The organism is Nocardia sp. MDA0666, assembly GCF_003023875.1.
Classification (GTDB): Bacteria; Actinomycetota; Actinomycetes; order Mycobacteriales; family Mycobacteriaceae; genus Nocardia; species Nocardia aobensis.
Genome location: NZ_PYHT01000009.1, coordinates 32215 through 47887 on the forward strand (window position 1 = coordinate 32215; position 15673 = coordinate 47887).

General features: G+C 63.4%; 10 protein-coding genes. 3 read left to right on the forward strand and 7 right to left on the reverse strand.

The annotated features are described in order from the left end of the window. Positions 1-396 carry a hypothetical protein gene (locus C8258_RS32290; RefSeq protein ID WP_146161242.1) on the forward strand — a complete coding sequence of 132 codons (396 nt, stop codon included), beginning with the start codon at positions 1-3 and terminating at the stop codon, positions 394-396. 285 nt (positions 397-681) lie between these two features. Here C8258_RS32290 and C8258_RS15065 read toward each other — a convergent pair whose 3' ends face one another. From C8258_RS15065 to dapA, 6 genes are all read right to left on the reverse strand, one after another. After that, positions 682-2763 carry a DUF262 domain-containing protein gene (locus C8258_RS15065; RefSeq protein WP_233225103.1) on the reverse strand — a complete coding sequence of 694 codons (2082 nt, stop codon included), beginning with the start codon at positions 2761-2763 and terminating at the stop codon, positions 682-684. Positions 2764-3018: 255 nt separating this feature from the next. Then, entirely contained in the window at positions 3019-4308 is a 1290-nt protein-coding gene (locus C8258_RS15070) for a hypothetical protein (RefSeq protein ID WP_106955722.1), read from the reverse strand. A gap of 100 nt (positions 4309-4408) precedes the next feature. Continuing rightward, positions 4409-10420: a DUF4011 domain-containing protein gene (locus C8258_RS15075; protein WP_106955723.1), complete on the reverse strand. Its 6012-nt coding sequence runs from the start codon at positions 10418-10420 to the stop codon at positions 4409-4411. Between the two features lie 185 nt (positions 10421-10605). Beyond that, on the reverse strand, positions 10606-11004 hold the full coding sequence (locus C8258_RS33205) for a hypothetical protein (RefSeq protein WP_036524405.1): 399 nt from the start codon (positions 11002-11004) through the stop codon (positions 10606-10608). Continuing rightward, positions 10989-11705, reverse strand: a complete 717-nt coding sequence (locus tag C8258_RS15085; protein WP_106955725.1) for a hypothetical protein — start codon at positions 11703-11705, stop codon at positions 10989-10991. Before C8258_RS15085 ends, C8258_RS33205 begins: the two co-directional genes overlap by 16 nt. 123 nt (positions 11706-11828) lie before the next feature. Beyond that, the gene (gene dapA, locus C8258_RS15090) at positions 11829-12719 is read right to left on the reverse strand and encodes a 4-hydroxy-tetrahydrodipicolinate synthase (protein WP_106955832.1); all 891 of its coding nucleotides are present in this window, start codon (positions 12717-12719) and stop codon (positions 11829-11831) included. 170 nt (positions 12720-12889) lie between these two features. Between dapA and C8258_RS15095 the strand changes: the two genes are divergently transcribed. Further along, complete coding sequence (locus C8258_RS15095; protein ID WP_106955726.1) at positions 12890-13888, forward strand: DUF3048 domain-containing protein; 999 nt, start codon at positions 12890-12892, stop codon at positions 13886-13888. Positions 13889-14195: 307 nt separating this feature from the next. After that, positions 14196-15068 carry a hypothetical protein gene (locus tag C8258_RS15100; protein WP_233225104.1) on the forward strand — a complete coding sequence of 291 codons (873 nt, stop codon included), beginning with the start codon at positions 14196-14198 and terminating at the stop codon, positions 15066-15068. 9 nt (positions 15069-15077) lie between these two features. Here C8258_RS15100 and C8258_RS15105 read toward each other — a convergent pair whose 3' ends face one another. Next, complete coding sequence (locus C8258_RS15105; protein ID WP_106955727.1) at positions 15078-15536, reverse strand: DUF488 family protein; 459 nt, start codon at positions 15534-15536, stop codon at positions 15078-15080. Between the last annotated feature and the right edge of the window lie 137 nt (positions 15537-15673).

Below are 15673 nucleotides of genomic sequence, written 5' to 3' on the forward strand. Positions count from 1 at the left end.
GTGGACGACTCCTCTCCTCGCGACCTGCGAGCTGAGCACACCACGGAACTCTGCCGGGAAGATCGCAATCGCCGGATTGTTCAGGTCCTCCGGCATGATCCACGGTGTTTCCCCGGTTCTCGGGTTGACCGTTCGGCGAAGCCGCTGCTCTTCGGTGAAGAGCCAAGCGGTCCAGACGTTCCCGACGTAGTTGGCAACAGCCAACGCGCGAAAGCGCGGCTCGTCCTGTGCTGCGGCCGCAAGCTGTGGGACGGGCTGGAAAACTGGCACGACCAACTTCGACCGCTGGCGCCGGCAGTAGTCATCGACGGCTTGGCAGATGCGTTCCTGATACGTGGTGGTCAATTTGATGAGATCGTCGAAAAGGTCGACCTCGACAGCATTCTCGAAACATGAATGCGGTGCGGTGCCTGCAGTCAGCACCACCGATCGACCGCTAACCAAACACTGGACCTTCGAGTCATGGTCCGGATCGTCCTGTGGAATCACCACAGCATTCGTGTTGCGGACGATGGTGGTGTCGGTGCGGCTGGTAATCCACACCGCGGTAGCGTCAGCGGTCGGCTGTCTGTCGACAATGGCGAAGCCGAGCATTGTTCTCCCTGTGGGTCAGCGGGGGTCTCCGGTTGTCACGGCGCCTATGCAGGCTCGTCGGACGCTCCGCGTCGAGCATGTGCGAGCTCATTGGACCGCGTCGAAGCCGTCCTCCACCGCCCTCCGCAACTCATCGAGTTGCGAGATCGATAGCCGCATAGAGGAATCCGCCCGAACTCCGGCTGCGAATCGAAGACCTTCTTGTTCGAGAATCTCTTTGGGATTATCGGTTCGGCCAGGCTCTACCCATCGAAATGAGGGGGACACCTCGCCTTGCGATGTGAGAACGCGGTGAGCATTCGGTGCGGGTGCGGTTGCCAGCCGGTTTCCCAGCGGCTGGGCCGCCGTTCCCAAGACTCTGGCGACATCGCCGTAGGTGGTCCAGTGTCCGGCAGGCAGCAGAGCGAGCAGCCGATTCATCGATTCCCACAGTGGGTTGTCGTCGCCGTTGGCAGCGATATCGGTGAGCGGTCCGGGCCACGCTCCGATGATCAGCTTGGCAAGCTCGCGGCCGCGCTGCTCGATCTGTTCAGGACCCCATTCCGAAAAGGTCGCGATCGCTTGATTCATGCGAATGCTGCTCCCCCGGAGGACAGCTCGTTTTCGATCGAAGGTGTTGTTGCCCAGGTTCTCGTTGTATCCGGTGAGTGTGAGGTTGCCCAGCGTGTGGACATGGCTGTCGTGCAGGTCGTCAACGTTCTCAATTCCGTATGTCGAACCCACCTCTTTGCGCCACTGCGCCGAGAGAGTTTGTGGCATGACATGTTCGACCGTGAGCGATGTCGGTTCGACTTGCTCCTTGGAATTGAACAGCTGCTCGATCCAGATCAGCATGGTCTTGCGCTGCGCGGCACGTCCGGTGGTGTACAGCGGTGAAGTGAGGATCGCCTCGGTGAGCTTCTCGTCGGTGGCGTAGTGCTTGCGCCCCACCGACAGATACTTGTGCAGCGCCTCGTCGACAGGAAGGGATTCGTCGAGTTCCTGCACCGCCGCGGGAAACAGACGATTTAGCCCCTGGGTTACCCGCCCCACCAAGAACCTGCGGACAAGTAGCGATTCGATGTACAACAGGGCGCGGGCAACTTGTTCCGAGGTGGCGTCACCGCGCTCACGCAGGACCAGTAGATGCAGTACCAACGGTGCCGGAGCGGTGGAATCCCATTCGGCGAGGCGGATCAGACGCTGGCGGACGGCCGGGTCGGGCTCATCGGTTGGATGGAGCATCAGTCCATAGAGCCGACCAAGGCCGGCGATCCTCTCGACTTCGGCCACTATCTCGTCCTCGTTCGCGAACCGGTCCAGCCTTGCCTGCTGCCCTGCAAATGTCTGCGTTTGCTTGACCTTCGCCGTGGTCTGCAAAAGGTCCAACCAGAACAGTGTTTCGAGACGCTCATTGTCAGCGAGCGCGTCCTGGAGAGGACGCCACAGGGTGCGGTAAACCTCCTCGCTGCGAGTCGGCATCCGCATGAAGAGGTAGTTTCGCAGTAGGTCGCCCTGAGTCAGCTTCAGTCCGGTGTTGTTCAGCGACTGGAAGATTCGGTGAACATTGTCACCCGGATGGGTGCTGATCGAAACCACCGACAGCCCAGACGTCACTGCATGAGCTATCTGCACCACGTCGTAGCCGAGATCGGGATCTATGGGCTCGGCCAATTGCGCCCGGAAAAAGCGGTACGCGGCCCCGATATTGTCGTCACCACCCGCAGTCGGCAGCGCGTCGATGACGGCGGTGTAGGAAGCCTGGTCCGCTTGCGTGGGTAGCAGTTTCAGCCGGTACGGGTCGTCCTCGTACTGATTTGTCAGCAGCTGATTGTGAATGCGATCTGTGTCGCGGCGCGTGGAAGCGTCGCGTTCGCGAAGGTGGTCACGGATTGCCGCGAGCAGCAGCGTAAGGGTGGTGAGGCGCTGCTGCCCATCGACGACCAGATATCGCGTGATCGAACCTGCGACGCTACCCGGAACTGGCGCCAGCACAACTGAACCGATGAAGTGTGTGGTCTCGACATCCTCGGCTCGGTCCTCGGCCAGCTGTGTGACATCGCGCCACAACTCCTTGAAGTTGTCCGGCCCCCACTGGTACGGCCGCTGATACAACGGAACGAGGTATTGCGAGGTGCCTTCGAGTATCTTTTGCAGACTCGTTTCCTGTGCGGCGACCACGGTGGACATCTCCTTGGGAAGTGCGGCCGTGGACAGCGCCAACGGACCGGAAAGTGATGTGGGTGCTGCCCCACGCGGACATCAACTCTGGCGCATATCGTCGGCGGGGGCGAGGTTGTTTCACACTGTCTGTTTTGTGGAACCCGTTGCGGCAAACGGAGTTTGACCGCTCAGTATGTTTCGGTTCGCATCGGTCACGCGCGGCATAACTGTCTGCTGTCGAAGGTGGATGGAGGGAAGCGAGCGAGTGCTCGTCCCCTTGGACTACTTGTCGGTGGTCAACGGGAGATTCGTTGGCGTATGCGGAACCTCGGCAGGCGGTGTGGCTGCAGCTGGTTCGGGCCCGTCCGAGTCGTCCTTGGGTTCCACCCATCGCGCAACCGCAGTCGCGCCGGCGGACAGATGCCGGCGACCCGAATTGGCAGCCGCGACCGTGCGATCACGAGCCAGTGACCAAGCTTCGCGGATGGTGGCGTTGTCAGCGCCTTCCCAGCTGCCGATCTGGAGTGCGCGGGCTTCGATGAACGAGTCGACCATGTGGCTCAGCGCATCTCGGTTCTTCGCCAGCTTGCGCCCCGCGAGTTGCCGATGCACCTCCGTTACGCGCAGCACCGTATGGCGGTCGAGTACATCGCGTAATCGGCTTGCCAGGTCATGGTCGGCTTCGAGGTGTTCGCTCAGGGTGGCGCGAGCGCTGGCCGCTGTTTGTTCGAGATATTCGGGCTCGGCGGACCGAACGCGTTCCAGTCGCTGGCGTTGCCACAAGTAGAGCGAATGCTGGGCGACAAGAAGTAGTTTCAGCGTTTCCTTCAGCCGTCCTTTGTGAACGGCCGATTCGAGCTGGTCGGCACGTTTGTCCGCCGAGTCGTCCGGGTTGAGCTGATCGGTGAGCAGCAAGGCATGCCGGCGCAGTCGCTCGACTCCGACCTCCAGGTCAGCACCGAGTGCGGCGATACTCGACCAATCGGTATCGGTGAGCGCGACGCCCGAACCAAGCTCCTGAATGCGGCGTTGCAGGATGCGTCGATGTCCGTATACGTCGCCGAGTCGTTGTGCGGAGGCCAGTCGGAGTACGTCATCGACCTTGTCCTCGATGTCGTCGAGACGTGCGATGATCCTGTCGGCGAACTGTTCGAGCGCCATCTGCACGGTCAATGCGGCGATGGCCGCCTGCCCGACCCCGGGTACCGCGGCGACTGGAGCAATCCTCGTGTTCGACAAAATCTTTCCCGACTCGGCTGAACGCACTGTCCTGTGGAAGGTGACCACCGTTCCGGGGCGCGGTCGTCCGGACTTCTCCCAAACGTCGGCCCCGGGGAGGTAGCGGGCCACAGGTCTGCCGGTGGCGAGTAGGGCGGTGGTGACCGAACTGAGCGTCGTACCGATCTGTACCGCGGGCAGTTCGGTTACCTCGGCGCGATTGTGTTGGGCCCACTCGTCAGCGAAATCAGTGAGTGCATCATCGCTGCCGATGACCAGTGCGCCGAACTCATCGGCGATTACTGCAATCTCAGAGTGATCCTGCTCATCGGAACCTGTTGCGGTATCGACCATTGGCGTCTGCAACCTTCTTGGCTCGGGTCTCTCATGGAATGTATCGGGTCCCACCGACACATGGGCGCCGAAATGCCTTGCGGTTTCGTGCGAGGGGGTGTCAGGCGCCGGGCCGTATGTGCGAACCGATCCGGATGAGCCGTCCGTTCGCCAATCCGGCGGCGATGCATGATTCCAACCGCTCCCGGCTGGCGCCGGCGAGGCGACGCTGGTTGAAGATGGCCATGGTCGCGCGCATCAAAGGCTCCGACTCCAGTCCCGCACTCGAGCAGGCCGCCTTCATGGCATTGACGATCTCCTCCGGTGCGATTTCGTTCAGAGAGCGCGTCACGTCATCCGGGGTGGTGCGGTAGCCGGCCCACGTAGCCCGGTCGATCTGATGCGGCCACACGAACGTGCCGAGCGGGCCGGAGTGAATCAGCTCGGCGGGGACGCAGTCGATGACAAACGACTTGCGCGCGGCGGACACTCGGTCGTAGCCGAACCGGTTCGCGACGACGCGCGCGAGTCGATCCAAAGCGATAGGTCCCTCGGTCTCCACGGTTTCTCGTACGGCATCGGTGATGATGCGCCGTACCGACGCCGAGTTGGTTCGGTCGAGATCCGTCCGATCGCCGAGCGTTGTCGTCGGTGCGGAGAGATAAGTGGTGCCGCGGCCGTTCCAGTCTCGCGCGGCCGGCTTGTCCATAACATTCGCCGCAGAGCCGAGGCTGCTCGCAATCGGTGCGCTCGCGACGAACTCCGGCTCATCCAGCGGCGCCGAGTCGTAGGCCGGCTCGACAGCCGAACTACTTTCTGTCTCAACGGCTACCACATCAAGCTGCCCGGATTCGTCCGCGCTTTCGGCCGCAGCCTCCGCTTCCATCTTCGCGATGAGGGCCGCCCGCTCTTCCGCTGCCGCGGCGAGTTCGGCTTCGAATGCCTCATGCTTCGAGCCCGATGTTTCGATCGCCGCGTCGATGCGGTCGAGTACGGCGCTGCGGTTGTCGATCCAGTCCGGCAACCACACCCGCAGCGACGAACCCCAATGCATCATCGATTCGAGCAGCCGCGGTGTCAGATCCCGGTCTGCGGCCGTCGGCCGTTCCGCCCACCGCGGGCCGTCGAGCATGACAGCCACTTGCCAATGCTCACAGCCGGGTTCGCGTACGACGAGGTCGAGGACGAAGTCGGAGAGCCCGTAGTTCGTCTCCACCTCGTAGCCACGCTCGCGCAGTCCGGCGCAGATGTCTCTTTGGATGGGGTCGAGCCCGAGGCCGTCGCGGGGGTGTTCACCCGTGCTCGGTCCGTGCGACGCCATTTCGAGGTAACCGCGCAGGTGGGCCATACCAACGGATTTCGTCCGGGACAGGTCGATGTGCGATGGGTCGAACGAGGTGAACACGATGACCTTGCGGCGTGCCCGGGTGATCGCGACATTGAAGCGCTTTTCGCCGCCCGACCGGCTGAGCGGGCCGAAGTTCAGCGGTAGCTGTGTCTCGCCCGGTTTCGTCGAAAAGGCGGTGGTGAACAAGATGACGTCGCGCTCGTCACCCTGAACGTTCTCCAGGTTCTTGACGAATATGCCTTCTTCGGCATCCGGCCGCAGGTTCTCGCGAACGAGCGGATCGTCGCACTCATCGAGGAGGTCCTCTACGAGAGTGCGTTGTTGGGCGTTGAACGTCACGACGCCGATGCTCTGGTGCGCCAGATATGGTGTCGCCAAACGGGTTCGAATCTCCTCGACGACGGCCTCTGCTTCGACACGATTCGTGCGGTGCTCACGGCCACGATCCTCGCGGTTGAACTGCCCGGCGACGCGTCGCCATTCGACGCCCGCAGTGCTGTCTCCGCCGGGGGAGGGCAGGCTGGCGAGCCGCCCCTCGTAGTACTTCTCGTTGGAGAAGCTGATGAGTGTCTCGTCCTGGCTGCGGTAGTGCCACGACAACCACAGACGCGGAACGCCGGACTCGACACATTCGGTGAGGATGCTGTCCAGATCCTCCGGGGCGAGTTCGCCCTCCTCGTGCGCGTCGTCGTCATCGGACGCGGTGACCTGACCGAACGAGGTCGGCGGCATCTGCTGCGAGTCGCCGACGATGACTGCCGACCGGCCGCGACCCAGGGCGCCGATCGCTTGCGCCACGGTCACCTGCGACGCTTCATCGAATACGACGATGTCGAACGTCGCGGAGCCGGGCGCTATGAACTTCGCGAGCGAGGCCGGACTGACGAAAACACACGGGGTGGCCGCCAGAATGTAATCGGCGTATTTGTTCATCAATTGCCGGAAGCTGAGGCCGCCACGTTTTCTGTCCAGCGAACGTCGCAATTCCCCGACCTCGCCGGTGAGCGAACCGGCGTGGAAGGGCCGCCGGTTGAGTAGCGCGGCGGCAAGGGCCTTGACCTGTTCGTCCCGCAACGACTCCGCAGCGCGCACGAAGTCGTCGATTTCGCCGTCTCGAAGGTCGGAAAGGAAGTTGTTCAAGCCGGTCGATCGGCGGCGTTCGTCCAGAGATGTAGCAGCGGTTCCACGAAAGAAGGCCGCCGTTGCGTCGGCCGCCGGAATGCGAGCGGTCAGAAGTGCTTCCACGAACTCGTCGAGTCCTGCTCGGCGCAGGGGCGCGAGATAGCTGGACATCCTGGACCAGTCGAGCAGGTGCCGGGCATTGAAAAGCTCGGCGTCTTCGATGAGTTCACCACTCGTGCGCTTCCACGCGGTGAGCCAGTGTTCGCTGTTGCGCCAGCGGGTCACATCGTCGTCGGTGGTGCCGAGGCACCCACGTAACTGGGTCCACGCGTCGCTCACTTCCTCGAGCAACCCGATCTCTCGATTTGCCGGGAAACTCGTAGTTTCGAGCAGACGCCACTCGTTGGGGGAACAATCGATAAATCGGAGCGTCGCGGCGATGTAGTCGAAGATCGGCCGCAGTTCTTCCGCGCTGCCGGGGGCGAGGGGATTCCAACGCGCCGGCATGAAGGGTCCGAGCAGTTCCCCGGCGAGTGCCTGAGTTCGCGAAACGTGCTCGCGGGCACCAGGGATTGCCCGCAGAAGGGGCAGGACGCTCTGCGGTGCGAGATCGGCGCCCGGCTGAGCGAACGGAGCCATATTGCGCTGAAACTGCTCGGCCTTCTTCTTCCGGCCGAACATTCCTTTGTCGCACTCTTCCGCCTCGGTGACCATGGGGGCGATATCACCCGTTTCGACGAACATCGGCGTGAACGTCGCCAGCAGCGGAGCGCAGTTTCGCTGCAGCTGTTCGATTTCCGTCATCAGCGCCTTCAGCGCGCCGGCGAATTGCGGTCCGCGCATCCGAGCAAGCGTGGACGCGTCCGGAACCGGTCGACCGAGCTGGCGCTGTGCCGGTTCGATCAAGGAGACGAGCTGCTCGGGGCCGTCGATGGCCGCCAGTAGGGACCGCACGCGATCGCTCGCTTCCGCGGCATCGACTGCGTTGGCAAACCGACGCACGGCAGGCGCGATCTGCTCCGCGCCCACTGAGTCCGGAATGGCGCCTGCCAGAGCCCATGGCACACCGGGTGCGATATCCAGAGGACGGGCTGCGCGCGAGAAGAGGTCGAGGGCAGCTTTGACTGCAGGCCAGTTCTCGGAAGGGCGAGCGACATAGGAGATCGGAATCGGCGCTACCGGACCGTCGCCGGTCTCGAGGATCTCCTCGAAGGCGCTCCAGAGCGAGTAGTCGATACCATTCCGCTGATGCAGCTTTCTCGGATAGTCGGAAAGTGGTGCGAGCCTCGCCTGAAAGTCCGCCAGCCGGGCGTCCCACGTGCGCTCGTTGTAGCGGATCGAGTTGTCGATCGCCGCCTTGAGCTGATCGCGAATCATGTTGGGACTCTGACTTTTCCCGTGCAAGTCGAGAGTGAAATTCTGCAGACCGACCCGTTCGAGGCGCCGTTTCACCACGTCGAGGGCTGCCTGCTTCTCTGCAACGAAGAGAACGGTCTTGCCCTGCCCCAAGGCGTGGGCGATCAAATTCGTGATCGTCTGGGACTTACCTGTTCCGGGCGGGCCTTCGAGGACGAATGTGCGGCCGGCCGCGGCGAGCGCGATCGCTCTGAGCTGTGAGCCGTCGGCCGGAATCGGCACGGGCACAGTACTTTCGTCGACCTCGAGGTGCTCCAGACCGGCATCACCGTCCGAGTTCGGGTCATGGAACGACTCGCCGGGATGATGCGTCAGATGCCGCACGATAGGACTCTGCTCGAGGATTTCCCAGCTGTCGCTGAGGTCCTTCCACATGCCGAACGTACCGAATTGGCAGATGGCGAGCGTTGCGACCTCATCCACCCGCAGATCGATGTTGTTCTCGACCAGAGCGCTCCGGATCCCGCGAAGGGCGTGGACGATATCGATTCCGCTGTCGTCCAATTTCGGTGCTTCGAGTGCCTCGATCGAAACGTTGTGCTTCAGACGCAGCCACTCGACCAGGCAGTAGTTCGGACTCGCGACTTCGGTTGTGTTGGTGCTGATTTGGAACTGTTTACGTCCCGTACCGCCAGTGATTTTCACCGGAAGGAGAAACAGAGGAGCCCGCGCCTCGGCGCCCGTGCTCGTGTGGTGGACGAGCGCGCCGAGCGTCAGGTAGAGGTTCGAACTGCCGGTTTCTTCGAACAGCGTCCGTGCGGTCCGGGCGAGCTCTTTGAATCTGCGCGTGTAGGCGGTGTTCGGAACGGCGGCGTACAGCTGGTGGTCCTCGGAGAGATACGCCCGCAGTACATCTGGGTCGATCTCGGCGGCACGCCGCGCACCTTGGAGTTGATGAATGGACGCGAGGTCGTCGTGTGGCGCCAGTGTGAGGAGAGTACCCGCATGAACGATGTCGTCGAGGATCGGCAGGCCGTTGTGGGGGACATGCAAGTCGATCACCTGAGATGACGCCTTCAGGTTCAGCAACCTGTTGCGGGTGCTCAAGTCGAGGAGCGATCGCTTCCACTTTCGTACGCGTGCCGGAGCGGGGTCGGTCGTGTCCAAGATTTCGTCGTTCTGATTCTGAGCCCGAAGTTCATCGGGCAAGTCCAGAACGATTCCGCCGATTTTCGTCGGCTCGGGGGAAGCGGCGGCGGCGACGTCATCGGTGCTGGGTAGGGGTCGTACACCGCTTCTCCTGGCAGCAGCGATGTCGACAACTCCGGCCAGTGACTCGGGGTTACTGAAGTGCGGTCGTGCCGTCGCTATGGCGCTGGTAAAGCTGCCTTTCGACGACTCCTCGTAGAACACCGCCTCGACAGGCACGGCGATACCCGACTCGACGAGATTGACGAGAGCGTTCTGCTCGGTCAAGGACGGATGAGACAAGTTCACTTCTTCACGCAGAAAGCCGGCGAAGGCGTGACCGGTCACCAACCACACGAGCGGGCGCAGACCCGATGCCTCGAGGCAGGCCGCATAGGTCACGGAGAGATCGATGCATGTGCCGAACCGCTCGTCGAGAACGCCTGCGGTGGTGCGGATCTTCTGTCCGGTCGCCTCGAACGAAGCCGGAGGGTTGATGTAGCGGATCCGCCGTGCGCGCAGGACCTCGTAGATAGCGGCGGCAATGAGCGCGGCTCGCTCCGGGCCTGCTTGGTAGCCGCTGATCGAGGAATCTCCGGTGTTGGTACGCAGGAGCTCCGCGGCGTCATCGAGAACCGACTGAACGGATTTGGTATTCGGTTGGACGAACGCCGCCAGCGAGTCGTAGAAGATCGGCGCGTTGAACCACTCGTTGTGGGCGAGAACCCGGATCGGCGTCGTGAGATGGACGTCGGGTCCCCACATTCGCGTCACGGTGATACTCAGTGTCGCTGGGTGACTTTCGTTCAGCTCTCGGAGGTAGGACGTCTTCGGCGCGAAGGTACCGAAATCGTCCCAAAACACATCCGCGCCGTCGGACAGGTCGCCGTCGTAGGTCCGCTGCCATGCCGGGGTCAGTTCGGCACCGTCGCCGTGCAGGCGGACGGTCACGGTCATGTCGACCACCGATGAGCCCGAATCGTTCGTGACACGAAGTCCGGAGATCAGCGGCACGCCGTTGTGGACGAGCGCCAGGTTGATCGCGGGCTGGGTCAGAACCTGAACGGTCAGCCCGGACTCCACTGCCGTGGTGTCCTCCCACAGCGCGGTTTGCGCCACCTTTACCTCCTCTATGCCCCAGAACTCTTCGTCGGCTCGGCCGCGCCCGGATGCGCCCCGGCGATCACCCCAACTGACATCGGCGGGCGACCTGAAAATGTGACAGACGCAATCGCTCTCCGCGTGTCCCGATATCTCACGCCTGCTGCTGACGCGCCAAACTAGAACACGTTGTAGCGCAACGGTTACCGGCTCGTGCCGGTATGTGCGCGCACTGCCGCGTCGATCGCTGCCACTACACGCTCGGAACTTTCTTGCCACCGCCGCAACTGCTGCACGGTCGGGTTCAGTTCGTAGTCGTGATGATGAGTGACGACCGACAGCTCCGCCCACAGGACACGCGCCTCGCCGGCAGCCTGCGCACCGATGTACTTGGGAAGAACCAGCAGCTGGGCACGCCGGGTTACCGAGACCATCCGTGGCGATACCGATTTCCACAGTTCTTCGATGGCGTGCTCGACGGCAATACGCAGCATCCATGCTGATGCCCTCGGCCAGAGGCCGTCCAGGTCGGCCGTAGCGTCGGTGATGAGCATGTCGGCAGTGCCGAGCCTGGAGCGGACGAGCGTCAGTTGCTGAGCCATGCCGTAATCCTCTCCGCGCGATTGATGAGGTCTTCGAGGTCGCCGCGGGTACTGCCGTGCGCGCCGCGATTGCACGCCTCGATCACCGACGATGCCCACGGGGCGAGTTCCCGGTCCAGGCGTGCGAGGGCTGCGCCCTCTTTCGTTCGGTCCAGAAACAGGGCGAGTGCGAGCTTCTGTTTGGTTCGTTCGGCCGCCGCGAGCTGCTCGTCGATGGCGATCTGGCTGAGGCCGTTCTCACCCAGTATCTTTCGGACTTTTGCGGTGCTGGCGGACTCGATCGCTTGTCGGCAGCACAATGCGATCAGCTCATTGGCTTCGTCCTTGGGCAACCGGGGCGTCGACTGCAATGCGCGAGCATCGGCGAGGTTGCGGCGGATCGGGTCGACCGACACCCGGACTTCCACGACCGACCGCTCCCGCCGCTGTACATCGAGAATGGTCGCCGGAATATGCAGGCGGCGCACGGCTTCGGACAACCGCAGGTCGTGTGTGAAAACGACTACCTGCCGGGATCGCGCCACCTCGTCCAGCACTCGGGCCAACCCGTCGACCTTGGCGGGATCCATGGACTGAACCGGGTCGTCGATCACGAGGAACCGGAACGGACTCTGCGCCGCCGTGGCATGCGGCAGGAACAGCGACAACCCCAGCGAGTGCAGTTCGCCCTGGCTCATCACTCCCAGTGCGGCACCGGCCACACCGTCGACCGCTCAGCCCCGGTCGCCATCGTTGCGTTTGGTCGTTGCTCGTTGACGTAATCCTCGTACTCGGCGCCCACGAAGTTGTATCCGACTGCTGCACAGTGATGTTCGCGTGCCCGTCTACAACAGACCGGATTCCTCGAGTCCAGCACGCAGGCGTTGCTGATGCTCCGGCGGGCCCTGCCGATACGGCATCCGCAGCGCGTCGGAGGAGATGACGCCGAGCATTTTCATCGCGGCCTTCGCCTGGATGGCGCCCTGTGAGACGTGCATGATCGCATCGACGGCGGGGATGAGGCGCCGGTGGATCTCGCGTGCCCGAGGCAGGTCGCCGCGGTCGACGGCGGCGATCATCTCCGCGTAGTGATCGCCTGCGACGTGACCGACCACCGACACGATGCCGGTCGCGCCTTGAGCGAGGTGGGGCAGGTTCACGACGTCGTCACCGGAATACCAGAGCAGGTCGGTCTGCGACATGATCCGACTGGCCTCGAAGAAATCGCCCTTGGCATCTTTGACGGCACGCACGGCGGGAATGTCCGCCGCGCGGAGAATCGTATCGGTGCTCAGCGCCGTCCCGGTCCGACCCGGGATGTCGTACAGCATGACGGGCACACCGCCGCCGGCCTCGGCGACCAGGCGGAAGTGTTCGAGGATGCAGTCCTGCGGCGGCTTGTTGTAATACGGCGTGACAACGAGCAGAGCGTCGGCCCCGCAGGCGACCATTTCGCGCGCCGCACGAGTGGAATGCTCGGTGTCGTTGGTGCCGCAGCCGGCCATCACCTGGACGCGGTCGCCCACGGCCTCGACGACCGCCCGCACGCAGGCGTAGTCCTCCTCGTCGGTGGTAGTGGCGGACTCACCCGTGGTCCCGTTGACCAGCAATCCGTCGTGGCCGTGGTCGGCGAGGTATACGGCGAGGTTCTGCAGGCCGTCGTAGTCGATCGAGCCGTCGGCGTGCATGGGGGTCACCATCGCCGTGATGACTCGACCGAAGGGGGTGTCCACCATGATCGTGAGATTACAGGCGAGCACCTCACCACCCGTGCGGACGGTCCGTGCCCACGCGAAGTGCGTCGTCGGGGTGGTTCGACGGGCGCTCGCCGGGGACCAAAAGCCTCAACCAGCGACCGGCCCGAGTGGTCGAGGGCGGCGTAAATTGGTAGCTAGAGGTTTGCCTTATGCAACAGCGATGGTGGGTGTGGATTGCCGCGTTCCTGATGAGCTTGGGAATGTGCACTACGTTCGCGTGCAGTGGCGGCACCGGCACCGGCACCGGCACCGGCACCGGCACCCGCACTGGCACCGCCACCCGCACCGGACCCGAGCAGGCGGCACCTGAGTCGCCCCCGCCCTCCCGGGTAGGGGTGCCGGTACTGGTCGCGAAGATAGACAACAGTCCGCAGGCACGGCCACCGGTTGGGCTCGGAGCCGCCGATGTGGTCTACGTCGAGCCGGTCGAGGGTGGTTTGAGCCGGCTGGCCGCGGTGTTCGTGACACAGAAGCCTCCGGTGATCGGACCTGTCCGGAGCGCGCGGGAAACGGATCTGACGCTGTTGGCCCAGTTCGGTAACCCGACGTTGGCATCCTCTGGTTCCGCGCCCGAGCTGATTCCCGCCCTCGATTCCTCCTCGCTCCAGAACGCCTCGGCCGATCTGCAACCCGCGGCGTACTTCCGCGATTACAGTCGCGCCGCGCCGCACAACATGTTCGTCCGCCCCGATCAGTTGCCCGAAGGCGGCGGCTGGCCGGAGGCTTCGCAACTGCACTTCGGTCCTGCGCCTGCCGGCGGTCGGCCCACGCAACATGAGGAAGCGCGGTACCCGGCTGCGGTGGTCGGCTTCGACTGGTCACCCAGCGATCACGGCTGGCTGGTGTCCATGGATGGTGCTGCCTACAGCGCTGCCGATACCGGACGGCTCACGCCAAGTACGGTCGTGCTGCAGAGTGTGCCGGTGCAGAACTCGGCCATCAGCGACGTGGCGGGCAGCGTCTCACCCCTGGCCCAGACGACCGGTAGCGGTCAGGCACTCGTACTTCGCGACGGCCAAGCGTTCCCGGCCACGTGGTCCCGGCCCTCCCCGGAGGCGGGCACAACGTACACAGACCCCACCGGTGCAGCCATCCCCTTCGCTCCGGGGCAGGTTTGGACAGTTCTGGTTCCAGAGCAACTCTGGTGAGCCCTGTCCTCACGGTATGACCGTTGAGGCGAAATTCGGAGATGCCAGCGACGTACCGACCGCCGGGCCAGGGGAGTGGGCGCAACGCTGCGTCGGCCCGAGGGCTGCGGCGAGATCGAGTGTCCGCCGCATTCGATGTCGCCCATTCCGAAGTGCTCGTGCGTGGATGCGGCTCTGATCAGGGGCGACCCACGATACGTGACCGCGAGAGACACGCTCGGTTTCGGCGATCCGATGGCCACGGAATGAATCGTGACGGGTGGCGCCGACAGGAATACCCATCGTCCCTGCCGGCGTCCGTGCATACTTGAATCCTGGTGTCATTAGGGGGTTTTCGATGCTGCCAGGAAGTGAGCGCGCTCGGATTCTGATCACCGTGAAGGCTTATCCCGCGCCGTCGGAACGGTACGGCGAGACGGTGTGTGTCGCGGGTGTTCGTATCGACCGTTTGCCGCCGACGTGGATACGGTTGTACCCCATGAGGTTCCGCGGGATGGGGCAGGAGCTCGTGTTCCGCAAATACGACATCGTCGAGGTCGATGTTCGGAAGCGTCGTGGGGACGATCCACGAATCGAGTCGTTTCAACCGGATCAGCAGTCACTGCAGGTCGTCGGGCACGTCGATACGAACGGTGGGCGATGGACGCAGCGGCGGACACTGATCCGTCCTCTGATCGGGGCGACGTCGACGTGCGAGCTGATTCGCGCGAATCCGAAAGGTGCGATGGCCGTGCCCGCGCCGTCGCTGGGCATGATCAAGCCGATCGTCGACGCCGTGACGGTTGAGCGCGGAAACGGCTGGACACCACAGCAACGGAGGAAGGCGCAGGCGGCGGCCGCGCCGAGTTTGTTCGACGATGCGCCGCCGGTGCTCGAACCGATGCCGTATCGGGTCACCTACAGCTATCACTGCACCGACAGTGAATGTCCCGGTCATCGGCAGCAGTGCTTGGACTGGGAGATCGGTCAGGCGGGACGGAAATGGCAGCAGATGTATGGAGTTGCCGGAGCTCAGCAGAGGCTGCGAGGGAAATGGGAGCAGGAGATTTGTGCTCCTGAGCGGGACCTCTACTTCTTCATCGGGAACCAGGCGCTGCACCGTAGGTCGTTCGAAGTGCTGGGCGCGTGGTACCCGAAGGTGAGTTCCGGTGCCGAGCCCGACCAGCTGGCCATGCTGTAAGCCGTTGTGTCACAGCTGAATTATTCCGGCGGTAGCAGTATCCCGTACAGCATCGGCGACCATTTGACGGTGGCATGTGGTGTGCTCGTGCTCGAAACAGAGCAATGCGACCGGGCCCTGCGCCATGAGCGTCCTGACCGAGTGCAGCGCCTCAGCTCCTTCCGGGCTTGCGAGCACATGCGCATATCGGTCACGCGCATCGGCGTCACCGACGCGGAAACCGTCGCGATTGTCTCGGGGATTGCCGAGCTCCTTGAGATGCACGTAACGGATGCCGGCCTGGCTCAGGGCCGCCGACAATTTGGTCTTCGACAATCCCGGTTTGCGCGAGATGGGAGTAAGTCGCACGTCCACGACGGTCGCGACGCCGGCCTCTGTCAGAATTGCGACGAGTTCGTCCGCTCGCCGGCCCTCATAACCGACGGTGAACAGACGAATTCGTGTACTAGCGGGGCTCGCTACAGGCACGTGGTCATACTTGCACGTCGCGCCGTGAGAGGGGCGGACGGCTCGATTACTGCGCAGACAGGCCGGGCAGGACTCTGCCCCAGGCCGGTTGTCACCTCATCTGCGCATTCAGCTGACGAATGTGCTTCAAGCCAAGT

Coding starts and splice junctions, on each gene's coding strand:
- C8258_RS15070 (WP_106955722.1), bottom strand. CDS start 4,308: ATGGTCGATACCGCAACAGGTTCCGATGAGCAGGATCACTCTGAGATT.
- dapA (WP_106955832.1), bottom strand. CDS start 12,719: ATGGTGGACACCCCCTTCGGTCGAGTCATCACGGCGATGGTGACCCCC.
- C8258_RS15065 (WP_233225103.1), bottom strand. CDS start 2,763: ATGTCCACCGTGGTCGCCGCACAGGAAACGAGTCTGCAAAAGATACTC.
- C8258_RS33205 (WP_036524405.1), bottom strand. CDS start 11,004: ATGGCTCAGCAACTGACGCTCGTCCGCTCCAGGCTCGGCACTGCCGAC.
- C8258_RS15095 (WP_106955726.1), top strand. CDS start 12,890: ATGCAACAGCGATGGTGGGTGTGGATTGCCGCGTTCCTGATGAGCTTG.